Raw genomic sequence first — 23,082 nt, forward strand, 5'->3', positions numbered from 1 at the left:
CTACTAAGCTTATTTAGCTAAATTTTTTGCAAAAATAACAAAAATTAAAGCAAAAAACTGAATTTTTAATATATTTAACCTATTAATTAGACTTTAAAGAACCTTCAAAAGGTACTCTATTAAGTATACTTCTTCCTAAAGTTACCTCATCTGCATATTCTAACTCATCTCCTACTGCTATACCTCTTGCAATTGTAGAGGTACTTACTCCTAATCCCGAAATTTGTTTGTAAATATAAAAATTAGTGGTATCGCCTTCCATTGTAGAACTTAACGCAAAAATGAGTTCTTTTATTTCTCCTTTTTTTACTTTAGTAACTAATGCGTTTATTGTTAAATCTTGCGGCCCTATTCCTTCCATTGGAGATATTTTACCACCAAGAACATGGTAAGTTCCTCTAAACTGTCCTGTATTCTCTATTGCCATTACATCTCTAATATCTTCTACCACGCAAACTAATGAGGAATCTCTTTTTGTATTTGCACAAATTTCGCATAGCAATGTATCTGATATATTATGGCAATTACTACAAAACTGTATCTTTTCTTTTAGGTCTAATAAAGAACTAGCCAAACTCTCTGTTCTTTGGTCTGGTTGTTTTAACAAATGCAAAACCAAACGCAATGCCGTGCGCTTACCTATTCCCGGCAATTGAGACATTTCATACACCGCATTCTCTAAAAGTTTAGAAGAAAAATCCATACCTACAAAATTACATACTATTTTTACTTTTTGTACTTTGCATTGGAAATTTATTTCTATGACCGCCTCCTATATACTTATTCTTATTACAATTTACTTTTTATTTCTTTTAGTAATTTCCTATTTCACTGGTAAAAATGATACTAATACCGATTTTTTTAAAGCGGGCAAAAAATCTCCTTGGTATTTAGTTGCTTTTGGCATGATTGGAGCCTCTCTTTCTGGTGTCACATTTATTTCTGTTCCTGGATGGGTAGCTGCTTCAGAATTTAGCTATATGCAAGTTGTTTTTGGATATTTTGTTGGGTATTTTGTAATTGCTTACGTTCTTCTTCCTATTTATTACAAATTAAACGTAACCTCTATTTATGAATATTTAAATCAGCGTTTTGGAGCTACCAGCTATAAAGTAGGTGCAATCTCTTTCTTTATTTCTAGAGTACTAGGAGCTTCTTTTCGTTTATTCTTAGTGGCTCTTGTTTTACAGCAATTTGTTTTTGATGATTTAAATATTCGATTTGAAATTACTGTAGCACTCTCTGTTTTATTAATTTGGGTATATACCTTTAAAGGAGGGATTAAAACTATTGTTTGGACCGATACTTTACAAACTCTTTTTATGCTAACTTCTGTGATTTTATCTATCTACTTTATTACAGATAAACTAAACTGGAGTTTTATAGACTTTTTAAACTCTAAAGAGTTAACAAACTACAATAAAATTATATTCTCAGAAGATTTTTATAGTAAAAATTATTTTATAAAATCGTTCTTAGGAGGTTTATTTATTGCAATATGCATGACTGGTTTAGACCAAGACATGATGCAAAAGAACTTAACTTGCAAATCTTTAAAAGATGCGCAAAAAAATGTAGTTTCCTTTAGTATAGTTCTTGTTGTTGTAAATTTTATATTTCTTCTTTTGGGTGCTCTTTTATTTATTTACGCTAGTAAAATGAATATTGCCATACCTCTTTTAGACGGCAAAGCTAAAACCGATTTACTTTTCCCTGAAATTGCTTTAAATAGTGGTCTAGGCTCTGTAATAGGCATTACTTTTATGCTGGGACTCATTGCTGCAGCTTACAGTAGCGCAGATAGCGCGTTAACCTCCTTAACTACTTCTTTTTGTGTAGATTTTTTAGAATTAGAAAAGAAAGAAAATCAAAAAAAAACAAGAAAACTTGTACACGTTGGAATGAGTGTTTTACTAATTATAGTGGTTATAATTTTTAAACATGTATTAGACACCAATGTAATAGATGGTCTTTTACAGGTAGCCGCATATACATATGGCCCTTTATTAGGTTTATTTTCTTTTGGCATTTTCACTAATCACCAAGTAAAAGACAAATATGTTTGGCTAGTTGCTATACTATCTGTAGCTCTAATTTATAGTTTTTCTAATATTCCTTCAGAAAGTTTAGGAGGTTATAAAGTTGGGTATGAACTTTTACCAATAAACGGCCTTTTAACTTTTATTGGATTATGGCTTATTAGAATAAAAAAATAAGTTTTAATTAATACTGATTTGTAGCTAACAATACTAAGGTGCAAGCTACTTCTACTTTTATACCATTTTCTTCTAAGATAGAGTAAAACACAGGGTTCTCAGTTCCCGGGTTGAAAATTACACGTTCTGGACGTAAATCCACTATGTTTTTGTAGTACGCTTCTTGCCGTTTTGGATTTAAATATAAAGTTATAGTGTTAATATTTTGAAAATGAATAAATTTAGTCTTAATTTGGACACCAGAAACAGTCCCAAGTTTTAAACCGAAGGCCTCAGTTGGAGTTCCATTTTCAACTAAACGATGAATAGCTATATTACTATAGCGGTTAGGATTTAATGATGCTCCTATTACTAATGTTTTCTTCATGGAAGGAATTTTATTAGAGAGTTAAATATTTGTTAAATTGTAACTTTTTCGATAAAAAAGCGTCTATTAGTTAATAAATACCTGGATTGTTTAAAAATAAATAAAAGCTATGTCGTTGATTACGCTATATGTTTATAGTTAATGGTTAGTGTTTAGTATAGTCTATCAGCGAAGAAACCCCAACAGCAATGTTGGGGTTTCGAATTTTATAAACCTTTATAATCTAATAAACTTACCATCTAATAATAGCACTACCCCAAGTAAAGCCACTGCCAAAAGCAGCTAAAACAACAAGGTCTCCTTTTTTAACTTTACCTTGTTCCCATGCTTCTGTTAAAGCTATTGGAATAGAAGCAGCTGTTGTATTACCATACTTCATTATATTATTAAATACCTGATCATTACTCAAATTAAATTTTTTCTGAATAAATTGTGCTATTCTAAGATTAGCCTGGTGCGGCACTAACATATTAATATCTGTTGGTTCTAAATTATTTTTAGACAGTCCTTCCATAATTACCTCACTAAAACGAACTACTGCATTTTTAAATACAAACTGCCCATTCATTACTGGAAAATAAGATGCATCATTAGGGTTATTTTCTTCAATAATATCTGTAACCCATCTTTTTCCCATTCCCGGTGCAAGTAATGCTAGTTCTTCTGCATGCTGTCCTTCAGAATGTAAATGCGTAGAAAGTATTCCTTTAGTAGTATCCTCTTCTCTACTTAAAACTGCGGCTCCAGCACCATCTCCAAATATTACAGAAACACTTCTGCCTCTTGTTGTCATATCTAAACCACGAGAGTGTACTTCAGAACCAATAACTAGTATATTTTTATACATACCACTTTTTATATATTGGTCTGCTACAGAAATACCATAAACAAAACCAGAACATTGGTTTCTAACATCTAAAGCTCCTACTGTTTTTATTCCCAAATCTCTCTGTACCAAAACTCCAGGACCAGGAAAGTAATAATCAGGGCTTAGAGTAGCAAAAACAATAAAATCAATATCATCCTTATCTATTCCAGCTCTTTCAATAGCTATTTTAGCTGCTTTTACTCCCATAGACGTTGTGGTGTCTTCTTTAGAAGCTACGTGCCTGCGTTCTTGTATGCCTGTTCTTTCTTGTATCCAAGCATCATTGGTATCCATTACCTTAGATAAATCGTCATTAGTTACTACATTGTCTGGAACGTAATATCCTAACCCAGTAATTTTAGAATTGTACATATAAATTTTATTGAAAAAGACTCCAAAATTAAGTCTTTTAATATTTACTTAAAAAATTTAAAAATGTAATATAAGTAAAAAAGAATTGATTTTTATTTAGGCAAATAAAACTGTAATTACATATAACTCATAAAGCTGTTAACTTTTATAGTAGCCTTTAAGTCATGTAACAAATTATATAGGCCAAAAAATGTTCTATTTATGTATAAGAAATGTTTTGAACCTCTATTACCATTCATTTTTCTAATCTTGGGATCTTTAGAATATCGTTCACTTAAATTTGCAATTCTGTTCCAAAAATCTTCTTCTCCAAAATTAAACTCTTCATTTAAAAAAGGGCTAACAAAAATGGATAGCATTTCCTTAAATAGTTCTTTAAAATATTCTATTTCTTCTTCAGAGTCTTTATCCGATAAGATTTCTAATTCATACAATTTCTCTAAAAAAATAACTTCATTTTCAATATTCTCCTTTTTCGCTAATTCAAAATAAGGAACATAAAAAGTACTAGGAATTTCTTTTATGCAACCAAAATCTATGGCTATTAATAATCCATCATCACTTACCAAAAAATTACCTGGATGTGGATCTGCATGCATTTTTCTTAAACCATGCATTTGATACATGTAAAAATCCCACAATGCTTGCCCTAACTTATCTCCTGTTTTAGTATCAAAATTTGTTTTAGTATACTCACTTAAATGCTGTCCAGACATCCAATCCATAGTTATTACCTTTTCATTAGATAATTCAGGATAATATTCCGGAAACAATATATTAGGTATTGCTCTACAAGCTTCTGTTATTTCTTTACTTTGTTTTATTTCTAATAAATAATCTGTTTCTTCTACTAATTTATTTTCTACCTCTTTAAAATATTTATCAGAGTCTTTACCCTTAATATTAAACATTTTAATTGCTATTGGTTTCACCAATGACAAATCACTACTTATACTATCTGCAACTCCGGGGTATTGAATTTTTACTGCTAGTTTCTTAGTTCCTTTTGTTGCTCTATGAACTTGACCAATACTTGCCGCGTTTATGGAGTTTTTATCAAAAGTGTCAAAAACTTGTTCTGGAAATTTACCATAATATTTTTTAAATATTTTCCTAACCAAAGGAGCTGATAATGGTGGCACAGAGAATTGTGAAAGCGAAAATTTTTCAACATATGCACTAGGAAGCATATTTTTCTCCATACTAAGCATTTGGGCTACTTTTAAAGCGCTACCTTTTAAACTTTTTAAACCATCATAAATATCTTCTGCATTTTCTTTATTTAGCTTATCTGTAGTTAATTCCGAGTTTATTAAACGTTCACTGTAATATTTTACGTAGTTACCTCCAACTTTAACTCCAGTTTTTAAAAGTTTACTAGCACGCTCAATTTTTCCTGTAGGTATCTTATCTAATGTTTTCATTTAAATTTTCTAAAGATTAATAGCACCAATTTTTTTAAGCAAACTTTTCCTTGTATAAAAATTTACCAAAATCTAGTATATTTTCAAGGGGTGTAGTATTAAAAACATCAAAAATGGTATTTACAGATTTCTCTATTGCAATGTCTGTTTTTTCAAAACCAGCAGAAGTATCCTTCATCCAAAATTTTAAAAGAAATAAAAATTGAAACCATATTCCTTCCGAAAATATTTTTGAGGAATTAGGTAGTAAAATAGGATTTTTCTTTTTAGCACTATTCGTAATTAAACTTTTAGAAAAAGCCTTAATACCTACTCTTAAATCCTTAATCTGAGACATATTCTCTAAAACGCCATTACGATTATTTAAAATAAATAATACATAACTTCTGTTTAATGTTAACATTTCAAAAAAAGTAAAAAAGAAAGTTAAAAGTTTATCCCTATTAGAAAATTCTTTATAGTCTTTGTTTCTATCAATAACTTCTCTTGTATTTGATAAAAACTTACTCCAAATAGTTTTTTGAATACTATCTATAGAACCAAAAAAATTATAAAACTCCTCTTCCTTAATTTTATTTGCTTTACAAAATTTATATATGGATTTAGGAACCATTTCATGTTCTAAAACAAAATTCATATACTTTTCTATAATAATATCTTCTCTTGATGTTTTTGTTGCCATACATTAAATGTTTGATTTACAATACAAAAATACAAAATGTTTAACTTTTTTTAATTATTTTTAAACAAAAATAATAATGCCACTTTGTCACTATAATGTAGAATGGTATTTTTTTTGACTAGCTACAATCATTAACAATTAAAATGAGATATAGAAATGTCACAAGGTAAAATTAATGTATCCGTAGAAAATATATTTCCACTTATAAAGAAATTCTTATACAGTGATCACGAAATATTTTTACGTGAATTAATATCTAATGCAACAGATGCTACTTTAAAATTAAAACACTTAACCTCTATTGGTGAAGCCAAAGTAGAATATGGTAATCCTAAGATTGAAATTAAAGTAGATAAAGAAGGTAAAAAAATCCATATTATTGACCAAGGTTTAGGTATGACTTCTGATGAAGTTGAAAAATATATAAACCAAGTTGCTTTCTCTGGTGCAGAAGAGTTTTTAAATAAATATGAAGACGGTGCAAAAGATACAGGTATAATTGGTCATTTTGGTCTTGGTTTTTACTCTGCTTTTATGGTTGCAGAAAAAGTAGAAATTATAACTAAAAGTTTTAAAGAGGAACCTGCTGCCCACTGGTCTTGTGATGGGTCTCCAAACTTTACTTTAGAAGAAAGTAAAAAAGAAGATCGCGGAACCGAAATAATATTACATATTGCTGAAGATTCTACTGAGTTTTTAGAAGAAGGTAGAATTACAGAGTTACTTAATAAATATAATAAGTTTATGCCTGTTCCAATAAAATTTGGAACAAAAACAGAAACTTTACCAAAGCCTGAAGGTGCTAAAGAAGAAGATGAAGCGCCTACACAAGAGGTAGATAATATTATAAACAATCCTAACCCTGCATGGACAAAACAACCTGCAGACTTAGAAGATGAAGACTATAAAGGTTTTTATAGAGAATTGTACCCTATGCAATTTGATGAGCCTTTGTTTCATATTCATTTAAATGTAGACTACCCATTTAACTTAACTGGTATTCTTTATTTTCCAAAATTAACAAACGATCTTAACGTTCAGAAAGATAAAATTCAGCTGTACCAAAACCAAGTATTTGTTACGGATAATGTAGAAGGCATTGTTCCAGAGTTTTTAACCATGTTACGTGGTGTTATAGATTCTCCAGATATACCTTTAAATGTATCTAGGTCTTATTTACAAGCAGATGGTGCAGTAAAGAAAATATCCTCTTACATTACTAGAAAAGTTGCTGATAAACTTTCTTCTTTATTTAAAAATAATAGAGAAGATTTTGAAGCAAAATGGAACGATATTAAAATTGTTATTGAGTATGGTATGCTTTCTGAAGATAAGTTCTTTGACAAAGCAGACAAGTTTGCTCTTTACCCAACTGTAGATGGTTCTTTCTTTACTTTTGATGAGTTACAAGAGAAAATTAAAGCGAACCAAACAGATAAGGATGATAAATTAGTTATCCTTTACGCATCAGACAAAGAAGCACAGCACAGTTATATTGAAGCTGCAAAAACTAAAGGGTATGAAGTTCTTTTAATGGACTCTCCAATTATTGCGCACTTAATGCAAAAATTAGAAGGCTCTAAAGAAAATATCACTTTTGTTAGAGTAGATTCTGATCATGTAGATAACTTAATTAAAAAAGAGGAAAATCAAATTTCTAAGCTTTCTGATGAGGAAAAAGAAACTTTAAAGACCGATTTAGAAAAGACTATTGAAAGTAAAAGTTATACTATTCAATTAGAAGCTATGGATAGTTCTGCCTCTCCTTTTATTATTACAGAGCCAGAATTCATGCGCAGAATGAAAGAGATGCAACAAACCGGTGGTGGCGGTATGTTTGGAATGGGTAATATGCCAGAAATGTACAACTTAGTGGTAAATACGAACCATGAACTGGTAAGCGAAATTCTAAACACCAAAACAGCTAAGAAAAAAGAACGCTTAATTAATCAATCTTTAGATTTAGCAAAACTATCTAAAGGTTTATTAAAAGGTGCCGAATTAACTGAGTTTATAAAACGAAGTTATGATATGGTGAAATAAGCTATTTCTTTTGTAAATAATCTCAATTAACACGTAAAAATAAAACCCCTTAGGATAATAATTATTCTAAGGGGTTTTTTATCTTTAAAATATGAAAGTAATTGCTACAAATATATCTAAACCCACTACTATTGTTTGGAATGGTAAAGAAGAACAAACAGGTATTTATAAATATCCTGTAAATGAACCTATTTTTTTAGGAAAGTCTGATGTTGAAAAGGATACTGTTATAGATAGAAAACACCATGGTGGTGTAAACAAAGCCTGCTATTTATTTTCTGCCGATAATTATGAGTATTGGAAAAACCTATACCCTAATTTAGATTGGAACTGGGGTATGTTTGGAGAAAACATTACCGTAGAGGGGTTAAATGAATCTACCTTAAGGATTGGAAATATTTATAAAGTAGGAGAATGCAAAGTGCAAATTACGCAACCTAGAGAGCCTTGCTATAAACTTGGTATTAGATTTGGTACTCAAAAAGTTTTAAAAGAATTTATTGAACACCAATCCCCTGGAACCTACATTAAAGTTTTAAAAGAAGGTAATGTAAAAACTGGTGATAGTTTTGAGTTAGTGGAAGAATCAGATAATTCTTTAACCATACAACAGTTTTATAATTTATTATATGCTAAAGTTAAAGATAAAAAAATTATAAAAACAGCAATTAGTAATTCTACGCTTCCTGAATACAAAAAAGAAAAGTTAAAGAAATATCTTTAACTTATATTATTTTAAAACAAAAAAGGGAGACTCTCCAGCCTCCCTAAAAAAATTAACTTAAACCAACTTAATTAACTATAAAAAATTTTTCATAACTCTTTTCACCGTATGTAACAGATAATGTGTAGTTACCTTCGTATGCTTTTGAAAAATCAAAAGATTTTTCTACTACCATTTTATCTTTTACATCTTCTTCAAAAACTACTCTATTATCTTCATCATAGATTTTTATCATTACGTCTTCTTTATCTAGATTTAAAAGATTAATAGAAATACTTTCTTCTGTTTCTTTAAAATATGGCTTTAAAACTTCTTTTTTATCAAGAATTACCAACTTATTATCTTCTACTTTAATAGAGTAAGAGGTAGATTTAAAATCTCCTTCTGTTTCAAAGAAATAAACACCATCTTCTAAGTTTTTAAGGTTAAATTTCTTAGAATACAAATCATTAGATACACTTTCTGCATAAATAACATTCCCCTGATTATCTTTAAGCTTTATGTATGTATTGTTAGATGCATTCTCTAACTCTAATACTAACGTTTTAGCTTCACTGTAAGCTGTCAAAATTAATTTTGGCTCTTTTGCCATGCTTATTGCTGCAATAAACATAAAGGCAACTACGGTTGTGATTTTTAAAAATGCTTTCATAATGTCTATATTTTAATTACTTATTAAAGACACTACAAACATACAGCAGCTTTATACCCTATACTACAACACATTTTTCCTATTTATGTGCTATATTACCCTAGTAGTAGGTTAATTTAATGTTAACAGGCAATTTACCAAACAATTAAAGGATTTAGCTCCTGTATACACTATGAAGAGGTACATAATAAAAAGGTAATTTCATAGATAGTATTCCCTATTAATAAACCTATAAAATGAAATTTATAAATTACTATCTAATACTAAGCACCTATAATACTATTAAAAAAATGAACTTTACGACTATTCTTTAAACCATACTTTTTAGCTTCATCTAAAACAATACTAAATACTAATAAAAAAGATGTATAATAAAACAAACCTTTTAAACAAAAAAGGGAGGCCTATGGCCAGTCATGGTCGGAAGATTTTTCTTCCGACTTTTTTGTTTTAGTTGTTTGATTGTCAGTTATTTATATTGTTTTTGCGATTAATTTTTTGTATCTTTTTATCTGATAATCAACTAATTATGTCAGTGTTTAAAGGCCACAAAATTTCTGTAAATCAATTATTAGGTGTTATACCAGAAGCACTTTTATCCAAATTATCATTAACAACTAAAGTTGATTACTATACCAAAGTTCTTCATGGTAAGAAAATGTTCTATTTACTTCTTTATGGCATTATAGAGAATGAAAAATTAAGTCAACGCACTTTAGAGGATACTTTTAATGACTATCTATTTAAAACGCTTTTTGATTTAGATAAATCCGAAACCATAAGACGAAGTTCTATCTCTGAAAGATTATCTAAAATCGATTCCGATTACTTCCGTCAAATATACCAGTGTGTTTATCAGCAATTTCAAGATGCCTATCCTGATAAGGACAAGGAAAAACATCATTTAATTCATGTAGATAGCTCTATGGTCAGTGAGGCTTCTTCGAAATTATTAAAGGGTATTGACCATAAAAACGGAAAGAAGTCTGTTAAATACAGTATGGCTTTTGATGGTTTGTTGCCTTGTCATTTAGAAGTATTTACAAAGGTCAAGTATTCTAGTGAAGATATAGCTTTACCTGAGGCTATAATGAATCATGTAAAGCAAGAAAGACATCATCAAAATATCTATGTCATAGATAGAGGGCTTCAATCTACAAGAACGATGAACTCATTTACTAATGATGCTATTACTTTTATTGCTAGAGCAAAAGAAAATCGAAAACATATAGAGTTACAATCTTTAATTAAGCAAGCCCAAAATTTAGATCTAGGAGAATTAACACTTATCAAAGATAGTAAAGTGCAACTCTATACAGGAAAACCAATCCATAATAAAAAAGGAAACATTCATTATAGAGAAGAGTTGGTAGAATCTCCTTTTCGTTTAATTGTAGCGAGAACAAAACAAGACAATCCAAAAGAATTCTGGTTTATTACAAATGACTTTGATTTATCAGCAAAAGAAATTGCTCAAGCTTATAGAAAACGATGGGATATTGAGGTGTTTTTTCGTTTTATCAAACAAGAATTAAACGTAAGTCATCTTGTATCATTAAATAAAAACGGAATAGAAGTTATGTTATACATGACTTTAATTGTAGCTATGCTAATCTTAATCTATAAAAAAGCTAACAATATTGGCTATAAAACTGCCAAAAGAAGATTTAAAATAGAACTCAGGAATTTAGCTATCGCTATGATCGTGGTCATTTGTGATGGAAATTTAGACCATCTTGAAACATAAAAAAAAATGGTCGGAATTTCTTCCGACCATGACTGGGCCTATGGCCTCCCCTATTAGTTTAATATAATTAAGTATTAATTAACTACGAAGTCTTTATCATAACTTTTATCTCCGTATAATACAGATATTGTATAGTTTCCTTCATAAGCATCAGAAAAATTAAAAGTTTTTTCTACTATCATTTCTTCTGTTACTTTTTCTTCAAAAACTAACCTACTTTCTTGATCATGAATTTTTATCATTACATCTTTCTTCTCTAAATTTAATAGGTTAAGAAAAACTCTTGAATCTACTTCTCTAAAAAATGGCTTTACTATTTCTTTTTTATCAAGAATAATTAATTTATTATTCTCTACTTTAATGGAATAAATTGTAGATTTAAACGCTCCATCGGTTTCAAAGAAATAAGTACCATCTGTTAACTCTTTAAGATTAAATTTCTTAAAATACAAATCATCAGATACGCTCTCTGCATAAATGACATTGTCCTGGGCATCTTTAAACTTAATGTAGGTGTTATTAGATACATTCTCTAATTCTAACACTAACATTTTAGCTTCACTGTAAGCTGTCAAAATTAATTTTGGCTCTTTTGCCATGCTTATTGCTGCAATAAACATAAAGGCAACTACGGTTGTGATTTTTAAAAGTGCTTTCATAATGTCTAATTTTAAATTACTAATTAACGACACTACAAACATACACCAGCTTTACCCCATACACTACAACTCATTTTTCCTATTTATGTCTTATTTTACCCATCTAGAAAGTTAATTTACAGTTAACAGGTAATTTACCATATTTTATAGTTAATTTAGCAAACAATTGTTGTTTTTAGTTACTTATATTTACACTACCAAATAAAATAAAATGTTTACACAAAAACCTGCTTTTGAAGCTATAGAACCTAATTTTGGGAACTCTTTTACCTACCAGAAGTTTGATGAAGATCATGTAAATAATAATACTTCATGGCATTACCATCCAGAAATAGAATTGGTGTATGTTAACGGTGGTTCTGGAAAAAGGCAAATAGGAAGTCATGTATCTTATTACTCGGATGGCGACTTAATACTTATAGGTAGTAATTTACCACATTGCGGACTTACAGATAGTTTAACTGGAAATACCAGTGAAACCGTTGTGCAAATGAAGTTAGACTTTTTAGGGAATGATTTTTTTAAAATTCCAGAAATGAAAAAAATAAAGAGCCTTTTTGATGCATCAAATGGTGGTATTGCTTTTTCTGGAAAAACAAAAAAACAACTTGGAGAAAAAATTGAAGTCTTAGAATACCAAACAGATTTTCAAAGATTATTATCTATCCTTAGTATATTAAACCAATTAGCAAACTCTACAGAAACTATATTTTTAAATGCAGAAGGCTTTTCTTTACAGACAGATGTTAAAGACAATGACCGTATTAATATTGTTTTTAACCATGTAAAAAATAATTTTACCGAAGAAATTACCTTAGACCAAATATCTAATATGGTTAGTATGACGGTTCCTTCTTTTTGTAGATATTTTAAAAAAATAACGAATAAAACGTTTACCCAGTTTGTAAATGAATATCGTTTGGTTCATGCTTCTAAATTACTTGCAGAAAAACCATTAAGCATTACAGAGGTTTGTTTTGAGTGTGGCTTTAATAACTTTTCGCATTTTAATAAATCATTCAAAGCGTTTACTGGGCAAAGTCCTTCTGATTATAGAAATGAATTAAAAACTTTACTACATTAAAAAAATCGGCCGTGGGAACCGATTTTTATACCTTATAATAACCAAACACTATCTTTAATAGCTAGGTAAAATCTATTAATATTCTCATGTAAGACTATTTGTATATTATAAATCAAACCTCATGCCAAACTTTTAAAACAAGTTATTTAGAACCTTTGCAAGTCTAACACCACCCACTTGTAATTGTTTTTCTACCGTTGTCCACCATACATAACTATACTTGTAACTTAGTTTTTCACCTATCTCTACAGATTCATAAACCTTATTTGCTAGGTCTTGAGATTCTTCTACCCAATCATAAATAGTACCTTCTTGTATAGCTTTCCTTTTTTCTTTATTAATTTTTGGTAAAGAATTTGCAAGCTCAGTATAACTCATACCATGATCTTCTATCATATTAGTATCCCAAACTTTATGCAAATTACTTCCTTTAGAAAACCATTGCACTTGTATATCATTCCCTCCTTTATCTTCTAGCCTACCAACATGTAATGGTTGGTGCAAATCTCCAATAAAATGAACTAATAGTTTTAAATAAAACGCCCTATCCTCTTTACTTCTTTTTTTATTCTTTATAATAGACACACACTTTTCTATTCCCTGTATTACATCTCCATATTTACTAGGCTCTACTTCGGTATATTTTTTATCTTCCGGAAAATTAACATAATGCCAAGCACTAAACTCTCTAAATCTTTTATCTGCCTTTATAAAATCTGCATGGTTAGCAACAGAAGCTAAACTTTGACCATCTAATAACTTACTTATCTCTTTCCTAGCCTTTCTTGTTAGGTACTTCTGAGCTACTTCTCCTACTACCCTATGCCCTTTTTTTGACCAAAAAATAGAATTTCCAAAAGAAAGCTGAACTATAAAAAAGAATAGAATTGTAATTTTTCTCATTTTATAAATTTTTTCAAAATTAAGAATTACAAGATTAAGGCATTGTTACTATTTAACCTTAATAGGTTTGCAATCCTATATAGCATAAATTTGTATTTTAACAGATATAAAATATATGACTTATACCATATTATGTTCCGATTTAGATGGTACTTTACTTACAACAAAAAGTGATGTATCAAAAATAACTATTTCAGAAATAGAAAGAATAAAAGACAAAACTCAAATTATTCTTGTTTCTGCTCGTATGCCAAAAGCTATGCGGTATATCCAAAAAGACCTTGGTATTATACAAGAACCTATTATCTGTTATAATGGTGCTTTAATTTTAGAGGGCGATAAAGAAATTTCTTCTACAATAATAACTACCAACCAATTAGAAGTCATTTACACCTTAGCCAAAAAACAACAAATAAAACTAGGTCTTTATTATAAAGATGAATGGTATGTAGAGGAGGATTCTGAACGTGTACAAAAAGAAAAAAAACACACTAAAGTAGCCCCAGTTTTTAAAAATATAGACACTGTTCTTAAGGAATGGCAAAAAAAGGAAGCAGGAGCACATAAAGTAATGCTAATGGGAACAAAAGAAAGCGCAGATATTGCCTTTTCTCAATTGCAAAAAACTCTTTCTAAGGTACTAAACATATACCGCTCTAATGATACACTAATAGAACTTGCTCCTAAATCCGTTTCTAAACTATCGGCTATAAAAGAACTTCTAAAGAAAAATGAGACTCTAGAAAATGTTATCTCTTTTGGAGATAATTATAATGATATAGATATGTTACAACATACTGGTTGTGGTATTGCTGTAGGTAATGCAAGAGAAGAAGTAAAAAGAATAGCAAATGCAACTACCTTAAAAAATACGGAAAATGGTGTTGCACACTATATAAAACAACATCTTTAATTTGGTTATATTTGAAAAAGATGTAACCCTTTATTTATGACTCAAAAGTTATTACCCCAACCGCTTATTACAGAGGATACTGTTATATTTGGTTTACTTGCTTTATGCTTAGGTTTTATTTTCTATACCTCTTCTATAAAAACTGGATTTTGGAAAAAATTTTATTCAATTATTCCTGCAGTGCTAATGTGCTACCTATTACCTGCTCTATTATCTTCCTTTGGTGTAGTTGCCGAAAAATGGCATGTAGTAGATTCCTTAGGAAATGTTACGGAGCATAGTTCTAGATTATATTATATGGCCAGTAGATACTTATTACCTGCGGCATTAGTACTAATGACTTTAAGTATAGACCTAAAAGCTATTAGCAATCTTGGTTCTAAAGCTTTAATCCTATTTTTAACTGGTAGTACTGGTATAATTATAGGCGGACCAATAGCTATTTTAATTGTTTCTATATTTTCACCAGAATCTGTAGGAGGTAATGATTTTGATGCTATTTGGAGAGGACTTTCTACTATTGCAGGAAGTTGGATTGGTGGTAATGCTAACCAAGCTGCTATGTATGAAATATTTAAATACACTCCAGAAAAATATGGAGGTATGGTATTGGTAGATATTTTTGTTGCAAATGTATGGATGGCTATACTATTATTAGGTGTAGGTAAGACTAAAAAAATTGATGCATGGCTCAAGGCAGATACTTCAGCTATTGAAAAACTAAAAATTAAAGTAACAGAGTTTACAGAAAAAATTACAAGAGTACCAACTTTAGGAGATTATATGCTAATGCTAGGTTTAGCCTTTACTGGAGTAGGTATTGCACACTTTTTAGGAGGTAATATAAGTACTTATCTTAAAGAAAATGTCTCTGCAATTGCTGATACAACTAATTTTTTATCCTTTCTTGGTTCTGGTTTCTTTTGGATGGTAGTAATTGCTACTGTTGTTGGCATAGTAGTATCTTTTACAAAAGCTAAAAATTATGAAGGAGCTGGGGCCAGTAAAATTGGTGGTATGTTCATATACATTCTGGTTACTACCATAGGTATGAAGGTAGATTTAGGTAGGGTTCTAGAAAATCCTGGACTTATAGCCATAGGCTTTATTTGGATTAGTATACATGCCGTATTATTAATAGTAGTTGCAAAACTAATTAAAGCGCCCTATTTTTTCTTAGCAGTAGGCAGCCAAGCCAATGTTGGTGGCGCAGCTTCTGCTCCTGTTGTTGCAGCAGAATTTCATCCTTCTTTAACATCGGTAGGTGTATTGCTTGCCGTTTTTGGTTATGTAGTGGGTACTGGCGGTGCACTTTTATGTGCTTACCTTATGGAAATAGCATCTACCCTCTAAAGAAAAACATTATTTTATATTTTTAATTTCTATTCTTTAATAAGTGCAAATAAAAAAAAATAAAGATATTTGCCGCAATAAAATTACTACATGAAAAAAATAGCACTTGCACTTACTTTAACCGTATTCTTAATTTCTTGTGGTGGCGACACACAAAATACAATGACCGTAACTGGAAATGTAAAAGGTTTAAAAAAAGGAAATTTATATCTTCAAAAATTTAAAGATTCCTTATTAATTACTTTAGATTCTTTAAAAGTTGATGGTAACGGTTCTTTCACTTTTAAAACCGAAGTGGAAAGCCCAGAAATATATAATTTATATTTAAAAAAAGAAGATTTTAATGAATACAATGACCGTATTACTTTTTTTGGTGAACCTGGAGTTGTAACCATAAATACTTCTTGGGATACTTTTGATCGTAATGCTAAAATTACTGGTTCTGAGAGTAATATAAAGTACAACGAATACCGAAAAATCATGTCTGATTTTAGTATTAAAAATATTGGAATTATACAAAATGCACAAAACTCCAAAGTTGCTTTAGATTCCTTACAAATAGACTCTGTACAGAAACTAAGTGATAAAACCATTAAAAGAAGTTATGCATATGCCATTAACTTTGCGCTTACAAATACAAATTCTACAGTAGCTCCATATGTAGCGTTATATGAAGTCCCTGATGCAAATAGAATATATTTAGATTCTATCTATAACTCTTTAACTCCAGAGGTGTCTTCCTCAAAATACGGTAAAGCCTTAAAAAAATATTTAGACAAACTGCCTAAATAAAAAGCATAAAAAAAGTCCACCAATGGTGGACTTTTTCATTAATATTCATTTTTCTTACTAACCCAATTTGTTTAGTTCTTCTACCAAACCTTTTGCTTTAGTTTCTAATTCTTCTTTTACCGCTTTAAGATGCGCTTTTCTATCCTCAACACCTCTTTTGTTTACTTTTGCAATTAAATCATCAAAAGTAGCAATTGCATTATCTATTATTGAAGCTCCTTCTTTAGAATCTTGCTTATTATTTGCAGCTTCTACGATATAAACAGCTTCTATAATATCTCCTAAAACGTAATTAATATCTTTTTTTAAATCTTTAATACTTGCCATTATTCTATTTTTTTAGCAAAAGTAAAGGTTTTAAAATTAACCTATATAAAAGAATATCTTAAATAGTTACTTCTAATAATTTAGCATTAGAACCACTCAAGGTTATCATGTTACTACTTGCTGGTACTAATACTGTTTCTCCTTTTTCTATTATAGCAGAACCTACTTGTGTAGTTACTTCAACTTTTCCGCCAACACACATATATATTGTAAAGGAATCTCTTTGTGTAACTTCTTGGGTTAAATCTTCTGTTATTTCAATAAAATTAGTTTTAAAATACGGGCAATCTACCATGGTATTTATTTGGTCACTTTGGGTAGCATAATTTACAATAAAATCATCCTTCTTCTTATAATCCATAGCATCTAAAGCCATTTCTGTATGTAATTCCCTTAAGTTACCTTCTTTATCTTTTCTATTAAAATCAAAAACCCTATACGTAACATCCGATGTTTGCTGTATCTCTGCAAGTAAAACTCCTGCTCCTATAGCATGAATTTTTCCGGTATTTATAAAGAACGTATCCCCTTCTGACACATCTTCATAGTTTAATAAATCTAATAAAGTATTATCTTCTAAGCTTTTACTATACTCCTCTTTGGTTACATCTTTATTAAAACCAACAATTAAGTTAGCTTCTTTATCTGCATCCATAACATACCACATTTCTGTTTTTCCAAAAGAATTATGGCGTTCTTTTGCTAGAGCATCATTTGGATGTAATTGTATAGACAAATCTTGTTTAGCATCTATAAACTTAATAAGAATAGGAAATTCTTTACCAAAACGTTGCACAACACTCTTGCCTAATAACTCTTCTGGGTAATCGTTAATTAACTCTTGCAAAGAAACTCCTTGTAATTCTCCATTAGACACTTGTGAGATATCTCCAGGCACGCCAGAAAGTTCCCAGCTTTCTCCTGTAATTTCGCTTTCACTAGATTTCCCTAAAACATCTTTTAGCTTTGTTCCGCCCCAAAGACGTTCTTTTAATATTGGTTGGAATTTTAAAGGGTAAAGTTTCATAATTACAATTATATTTATCTTATCTTAACTTGAACGATTTTTCTTACAAAATAGTATTAAAACTTTAAATTAAAAATTTAATACTATCCACAGAAAGTAACGTAATTTCTGGGCGTTTCATATAAAACTACCTCTAAATCTTTCTCCTTATCTATAAAAGGTCTTAAAGTGTTCCAAATAAAAACGGCTATATTCTCTGCGGTTGGGTTTACCTCTTTAAAAGCTGCAATTTCAATATTTAAATTTTTGTGGTCTAAAGCATCTTCTATGTGTAATTTTATAAGGTTCTTTAGAACCTTCATATCCATTACAAATCCTGTTTCTGGGTCTATTTCTCCATATACACTTACCACCAATTCATAATTATGACCATGAAAATTTGGATTATTACACTTACCAAATACTTCGGCATTTTTTGCATTATCCCAATCCTTTCTATAAAGTCTATGTGCAGCATTAAAATGTGCTTTTCTACTCACTTTAACTTTCATAGTTCTTCTCTATTTTGATTTATATGCGTATAAAATTTTTCAAAAATAATCTTAAACCACACCGTATAAATTTCTGGGTTAATTGCAATATCTTTTTTAATATCAACTGGCTTCATCCATTTCCAGCTTTCTACTTCATCAAGATTTATTTTTGGTTCTCCATTATAACTACCTATCATAACATGATCTAGTTCATGTTCTGTTAAACCATTATCAAAAGGGGCTTTGTAAATAAAAGAAGTTACTTCTTGTAGTTCTGCAGAAAATCCCATTTCTTCTTGCAATCTTCTTTTTCCTGCTTGTATATTACTTTCTCCTACTCTTTGGTGGCTACAACATGTGTTTGTCCATAGCAAAGGAGAGTGGTATTTATGCGCGGCACGTTGTTGGAGCATTGTTTCTCCATTTTTATTCATAATAAAAACAGAAAATGCTCTATGTAAAACCGCTTTTTCATGCGCTTCCATTTTTGGCATAGTACCAATTGGCTCATCATTAGTATTCACTAATATAACTTCTTCCTCTTTCATTTTGTAAAAATAACATCTTTACAGAATATATAAAGAGAATATGCTTTTTAAAAGAATCTTGGAGATTTTAAATTATCCTTTGTATGAATAAAGTCATACCTTAAAATAACTTCAAAAGAGCCATCATTAAAGGCTGCATTTCCCAACTCCGTTACCTCACGATCGTATGCCAATCCTATAAGAAATTTGTTAGACAAATTAAACCCTAACATACCACTAAAAGCAGCATCCCAACGGTATGCAGCACCTACAATAAACTTATCTACTAGCATAAAATTTGCCGATAAATCTACTTGTAATGGAGCTCCTTGCACTAATTTTGCTAGTATTGTTGGTTTAAATTTTAAATTAGGATTTAAATCCCAAACATATCCAGTAATTAAATAAAAATTCATTTGCTCCTTTGCTGTTGATAAGGTAGACTCATCAAAATGAGAGGTTTGTAAAAAACGTGGAACAGATAAACCTGCATAAAACTTTTGGGTATGATAGTATACTCCTGCACCAATATTAGGTGAAAATCTATTATCTATATTTTGTTGTAAATTAGGATCTGTAGTAAATTGATTTAATTCTGAAAAACGAACATCTAATAAATTTGCACTTGCTTTAAGTCCAAAACTTAACCTGCCTTCTGTAGAGGTCCATACGGTATATGAAAAATCTACATCAAAATTGGTTTCTGAGGTTGGTCCTATTTTATCATTTACAATAGATACCCCCAAACCTACTCCCCTATATCCAATAGGAGAATGTGCATTTAAAGTTTGTGTAGTAGGTGCCCCTTCTAGACCAACCCACTGCGCTCTATACAAAGCAGCAATACTCATTTGCCCTCTAGATCCTGCATAAGCCGGATTTACACTTACCGTATTATACATATACTGTGTATACTGCGCATCTTGTTGTGATTGTAATATTCCTGTAACCAAAAATACTAACACCACCATACCCCTAACAATCCAGAGAGGAATTTTAATTTCTTTATGGATATTATTCATAAATATCATTTATCTGTTTATATATATGTAACCTGACAGAGATTTCATATTTCCAGTTGATTGTTCATAATCTAATATGTAGAAGTAAGTACCTACTGGTAGTTTATTATCTACATTAACAGTAACTCTACCTGATGATGTACCATCAAAAATATTTCCTTCGGTATTATATGCATTTGTACTGTACACTAATACACCCCATCTATTATAAATTCGAATAGAATTATTTGGGAAATTTTCTAACCCAGAAATAGTTAACACATCGTGCACTCCATCGCCATTTGGTGTAAGTACATTAAATACTTCTACTTCATTTTCATTAACTATTAAATCTGGTTGTAAGTAATTAGGGGTACCATCGCCATCACTATCATCATTGGCATAGTCTCCATCACCATTTAAATCTTCGTCTATAGTTTCTATACCATCATCATCATCATCAGTATCTCTATAATCAGACTCTGCATCGCCATCTGTATTTGGTAAATCATTATATGGATCATCTAATTCATCATTTACATCTAAATCTATGGTAGAATCACCTTCAAAACCATCATCTAAACCATCATCATCTTTATCAGAACCAATTAATACTACATCTGGTATACCATCATGATCGTGATCATTACCTTCTATATAATCTGGGACATTATCATTATCACTATCTTCATCTACATAATCTGGGATTAAATCGCCATCCGTATCTTCTGGTATAATACCTAGATTTCCGTTTTGTTCATACGCATCATCTACACCATTTGCATTTGCATCTACACCACTAGGCGCAATATAATCTGCTGTAGTTTGTGCTTCTAAATTGTCTGGAATACCATCATTATCCGCATCTATATCTAAATAATCTGCAAAACCATCATTATCCGTATCTGTTGGGTTGGTTGCCGGATCATTATCGCCATCAACATTTAAATCTTCAAAACTGTCTAAAATTCCATCATTATCGGCATCTAAATCGGTAGCATCTGTTACTAATACTGTAACTGTAGCTGTACTACAATTTCCTGCGTTATCACACAGCGTATAATCAAAAGTATCATTACCAACATAATCTGCATTTGGAGTATAGGTTACCGTATCGTCTGATAGATCGTTAGGCGTACCATTATCATTTATTACTACAGTACCATTCGTTGGCGGTGTAGCAATAGTTAATGTACCAATACTAGGTAAATCATTATCATTATCTAGTATAGCAATAGCTACTGGTGTATTTTCTTCTGTAGCAATAGAATCATCTATTGCATCTACTATTGGCAGCACTGTTATATCTACAGTTGCTGTGCTACAATCTCCAAAAGTGTTACAAACCGTATAGTTAAAAGTATCTGGTCCATTATAATCTGCATTGGGTGTATAGGTAACTATATCATCCAATGGATCATTTGGGGTGCCATTATTATTTATGGCAACAGTTCCGTTAGTAGGTTCTGTACTTATTGTTAAATTTCCTGTTGTTGGTAAGTCCGAATCATTATCATAGATAGGAACTATTACCGATTGGTCTTCATCTGTACTTACAACATCATCTACTAAATTGGCTGCTTCGTTAATACACACTACTGTAAAATTTGGTAATGCGCTATCATTACCTGCTTTTGTAATTATTGCTGTATATTTTTCTACTGTCTGTGTTGCAATTACTGTTGGTCTATTTTGATCTCCTGGTAATGGCGGATTCCAACTTATTGTGGCATTTGGCGAAACATTATTAGAAACATCTAAGGTAACTTCATTAAAAGGAGAGTTACAGTTGGTTACAATAAAATACCCTGTTGCATTAGATCCACAAATAGTACCATCATAGGTTGCAAAATAAACCCCTCTTTCTGTTACTTCTAAAAAAGAATCTGTTCCTAATACCGTACTTGTATCCGAAGCTTCATACCAGCGATAATTAGTTTCATCGGTAGTATTAGGAGCTTGTAATACATATTGTGCATTAGATGTAACCATTCCTAGTAATGCAAAAGCAATACTTAAGAATAACGACTTATATGTTAGGTTATGTTTCAATTGGATTTGGGTCGTTTCTCTATACATTATTTAACTACGAATACCACGTTGATTAAGGAATTGTAATCTGTTGGCGGAGCGTCTACAGTTAGTGTTAATTTTCCATCAGCAGTTATTACCATAGCCGTAGGACCTGTTGTAGATGTGGTATCAAAAACAGTTGGATCCGCGTACGTAACATAATAATATAATTCTGTTGCACCATAAGTAGGCACTGCTGTTGGTGCACCTGTACTTCCTCTTAAAGGTGTTCCAAACTGAGCTGTATATTGTGCATATAAATCAATTGTTTGTGTACCTGTTGTAGAAGCATCTACTTCTATTGATGGCGGATAGAAAATTCTAGCTGCTTTAGAAGTAATTGGTGCTATTGCCTGTATAACTTCTTGAACATTAGTTTCTGTTGTAAATCCTTGTGCTGCAGATTTTCCTGCATCATCTACATCAATAGGAGCTCTTAACTCTACTTCATCATCAAATTGATCGTCCGAACCTAAAGAAGCTAATGGTACATCTCTGTCTCCACCACCATCTGATAATCTTAAATTATTACCAACTATTCCAAAAGCTGTATTGTATTCATTTCCAATATTTGAATCGGCATCATTAACATTAAGAGTAATAGCATTACCTCCTGTTATTGCTATATGACCAGGGTTTCCATTTGTTGATAATGTTTGGCTGTCTGTCCCTGAATCATTCAACCCACTTAAATCTATATTCGTAGCACTTCCATTATTCGTAATGGTTAATATCTGTGTACTAGCATCGTAATTTAAATCTTGAATCTCGTTCTCATCATCACTATCGCCATCGGTATAATCTACTGTGTAGTTCCCATTTCCATCATTAGTAACGGTTATATCGTTTGTACCT

General features: G+C 30.7%; 23 protein-coding genes. 8 read left to right on the forward strand and 15 right to left on the reverse strand.

Going from position 1 to position 23,082, the window contains the following annotated elements:
- Positions 1-82: 82 nt before the first annotated feature.
- Positions 83-703 (reverse strand): recombination mediator RecR, encoded by a 621-nt coding sequence (recR, locus tag Q0820_RS09375; RefSeq protein WP_298487244.1) that lies wholly within the window; start codon positions 701-703, stop codon positions 83-85.
- Positions 704-761: 58 nt separating this feature from the next.
- Here recR and Q0820_RS09380 point away from each other — a divergent pair, with 58 nt between their 5' ends.
- A complete protein-coding gene (locus Q0820_RS09380; protein WP_298487246.1) occupies positions 762-2,216 on the forward strand; it encodes a sodium:solute symporter in 1,455 nt (484 codons plus the stop codon).
- Positions 2,217-2,223: 7 nt separating this feature from the next.
- Here the strand turns inward: Q0820_RS09380 and Q0820_RS09385 are convergent, their stop codons facing one another.
- The 4 genes from Q0820_RS09385 to Q0820_RS09400 all read right to left on the reverse strand — a co-directional run bounded on the left by Q0820_RS09385 (position 2,224) and on the right by Q0820_RS09400 (position 5,929).
- Positions 2,224-2,583: a CoA-binding protein gene (locus Q0820_RS09385; RefSeq protein ID WP_298487247.1), complete on the reverse strand. Its 360-nt coding sequence runs from the start codon at positions 2,581-2,583 to the stop codon at positions 2,224-2,226.
- 232 nt (positions 2,584-2,815) lie between these two features.
- Positions 2,816-3,823, reverse strand: coding sequence for a 3-oxoacyl-ACP synthase III family protein (locus tag Q0820_RS09390; protein WP_298487250.1), 1,008 nt, complete (start codon positions 3,821-3,823; stop codon positions 2,816-2,818).
- A gap of 116 nt (positions 3,824-3,939) precedes the next feature.
- Positions 3,940-5,247, reverse strand: a complete 1,308-nt coding sequence (locus Q0820_RS09395) for an AarF/UbiB family protein (RefSeq protein WP_298487251.1) — start codon at positions 5,245-5,247, stop codon at positions 3,940-3,942.
- A 34-nt stretch (positions 5,248-5,281) separates the two neighbouring features.
- A complete protein-coding gene (locus Q0820_RS09400; protein WP_298487252.1) occupies positions 5,282-5,929 on the reverse strand; it encodes a TetR family transcriptional regulator C-terminal domain-containing protein in 648 nt (215 codons plus the stop codon).
- 156 nt (positions 5,930-6,085) lie between these two features.
- Here Q0820_RS09400 and htpG point away from each other — a divergent pair, with 156 nt between their 5' ends.
- Complete coding sequence (gene htpG / locus Q0820_RS09405; protein ID WP_298487253.1) at positions 6,086-7,972, forward strand: molecular chaperone HtpG; 1,887 nt, start codon at positions 6,086-6,088, stop codon at positions 7,970-7,972.
- Positions 7,973-8,063: 91 nt separating this feature from the next.
- Positions 8,064-8,696 carry an MOSC domain-containing protein gene (locus Q0820_RS09410; protein WP_298487254.1) on the forward strand — a complete coding sequence of 211 codons (633 nt, stop codon included), beginning with the start codon at positions 8,064-8,066 and terminating at the stop codon, positions 8,694-8,696.
- Between the two features lie 67 nt (positions 8,697-8,763).
- On the opposite strand, the gene Q0820_RS09415 is transcribed toward Q0820_RS09410, so the two are convergent.
- Entirely contained in the window at positions 8,764-9,348 is a 585-nt protein-coding gene (locus tag Q0820_RS09415) for a hypothetical protein (protein ID WP_298487256.1), read from the reverse strand.
- A gap of 529 nt (positions 9,349-9,877) precedes the next feature.
- On the opposite strand from Q0820_RS09415, the gene Q0820_RS09420 reads away from it, so the two are divergent.
- Entirely contained in the window at positions 9,878-11,095 is a 1,218-nt protein-coding gene (locus Q0820_RS09420; protein WP_298487258.1) for an IS4 family transposase, read from the forward strand.
- Between the two features lie 74 nt (positions 11,096-11,169).
- On the opposite strand, the gene Q0820_RS09425 is transcribed toward Q0820_RS09420, so the two are convergent.
- On the reverse strand, positions 11,170-11,754 hold the full coding sequence (locus Q0820_RS09425; protein ID WP_298487260.1) for a hypothetical protein: 585 nt from the start codon (positions 11,752-11,754) through the stop codon (positions 11,170-11,172).
- 211 nt (positions 11,755-11,965) lie between these two features.
- On the opposite strand from Q0820_RS09425, the gene Q0820_RS09430 reads away from it, so the two are divergent.
- Positions 11,966-12,838, forward strand: a complete 873-nt coding sequence (locus Q0820_RS09430) for an AraC family transcriptional regulator (RefSeq protein WP_298487262.1) — start codon at positions 11,966-11,968, stop codon at positions 12,836-12,838.
- A gap of 132 nt (positions 12,839-12,970) precedes the next feature.
- Here the strand turns inward: Q0820_RS09430 and Q0820_RS09435 are convergent, their stop codons facing one another.
- The gene (locus tag Q0820_RS09435; protein WP_298487264.1) at positions 12,971-13,741 is read right to left on the reverse strand and encodes a S1/P1 nuclease; all 771 of its coding nucleotides are present in this window, start codon (positions 13,739-13,741) and stop codon (positions 12,971-12,973) included.
- A gap of 115 nt (positions 13,742-13,856) precedes the next feature.
- Here Q0820_RS09435 and Q0820_RS09440 point away from each other — a divergent pair, with 115 nt between their 5' ends.
- The 3 genes from Q0820_RS09440 (at position 13,857) to Q0820_RS09450 (ending at position 16,799) form a co-directional block, all read left to right on the forward strand.
- Positions 13,857-14,654, forward strand: coding sequence for an HAD family hydrolase (locus Q0820_RS09440; RefSeq protein WP_298487265.1), 798 nt, complete (start codon positions 13,857-13,859; stop codon positions 14,652-14,654).
- A gap of 36 nt (positions 14,655-14,690) precedes the next feature.
- A complete protein-coding gene (locus Q0820_RS09445; protein WP_298487266.1) occupies positions 14,691-16,007 on the forward strand; it encodes a DUF819 family protein in 1,317 nt (438 codons plus the stop codon).
- A 90-nt stretch (positions 16,008-16,097) separates the two neighbouring features.
- Positions 16,098-16,799, forward strand: a complete 702-nt coding sequence (locus Q0820_RS09450) for a DUF4369 domain-containing protein (protein ID WP_298487268.1) — start codon at positions 16,098-16,100, stop codon at positions 16,797-16,799.
- A gap of 57 nt (positions 16,800-16,856) precedes the next feature.
- Here the strand turns inward: Q0820_RS09450 and Q0820_RS09455 are convergent, their stop codons facing one another.
- The 7 genes from Q0820_RS09455 to Q0820_RS09485 all read right to left on the reverse strand — a co-directional run.
- Positions 16,857-17,126: a hypothetical protein gene (locus Q0820_RS09455; RefSeq protein WP_298487270.1), complete on the reverse strand. Its 270-nt coding sequence runs from the start codon at positions 17,124-17,126 to the stop codon at positions 16,857-16,859.
- A gap of 58 nt (positions 17,127-17,184) precedes the next feature.
- Positions 17,185-18,153 (reverse strand): type I phosphomannose isomerase catalytic subunit, encoded by a 969-nt coding sequence (locus Q0820_RS09460; protein WP_298487272.1) that lies wholly within the window; start codon positions 18,151-18,153, stop codon positions 17,185-17,187.
- Between the two features lie 83 nt (positions 18,154-18,236).
- Complete coding sequence (locus tag Q0820_RS09465) at positions 18,237-18,644, reverse strand: 6-carboxytetrahydropterin synthase (RefSeq protein WP_298487274.1); 408 nt, start codon at positions 18,642-18,644, stop codon at positions 18,237-18,239.
- Positions 18,641-19,174, reverse strand: coding sequence for an isopentenyl-diphosphate Delta-isomerase (idi, locus tag Q0820_RS09470; RefSeq protein WP_298487275.1), 534 nt, complete (start codon positions 19,172-19,174; stop codon positions 18,641-18,643). The genes Q0820_RS09465 and idi overlap by 4 nt, the downstream gene beginning before the upstream one ends.
- 47 nt (positions 19,175-19,221) lie before the next feature.
- Positions 19,222-20,175 (reverse strand): type IX secretion system membrane protein PorP/SprF, encoded by a 954-nt coding sequence (locus tag Q0820_RS09475; protein ID WP_298487277.1) that lies wholly within the window; start codon positions 20,173-20,175, stop codon positions 19,222-19,224.
- Between the two features lie 9 nt (positions 20,176-20,184).
- Positions 20,185-22,146 carry a gliding motility-associated C-terminal domain-containing protein gene (locus tag Q0820_RS09480; protein WP_298487294.1) on the reverse strand — a complete coding sequence of 654 codons (1,962 nt, stop codon included), beginning with the start codon at positions 22,144-22,146 and terminating at the stop codon, positions 20,185-20,187.
- Between the two features lie 86 nt (positions 22,147-22,232).
- The coding region (locus Q0820_RS09485; protein WP_298487279.1) for a hypothetical protein at positions 22,233-23,082 on the reverse strand (850 nt) is incomplete at its 5' end.

Source organism: uncultured Maribacter sp. (assembly GCF_947495965.1).
Lineage (GTDB): Bacteria > Bacteroidota > Bacteroidia > Flavobacteriales > Flavobacteriaceae > Maribacter_B.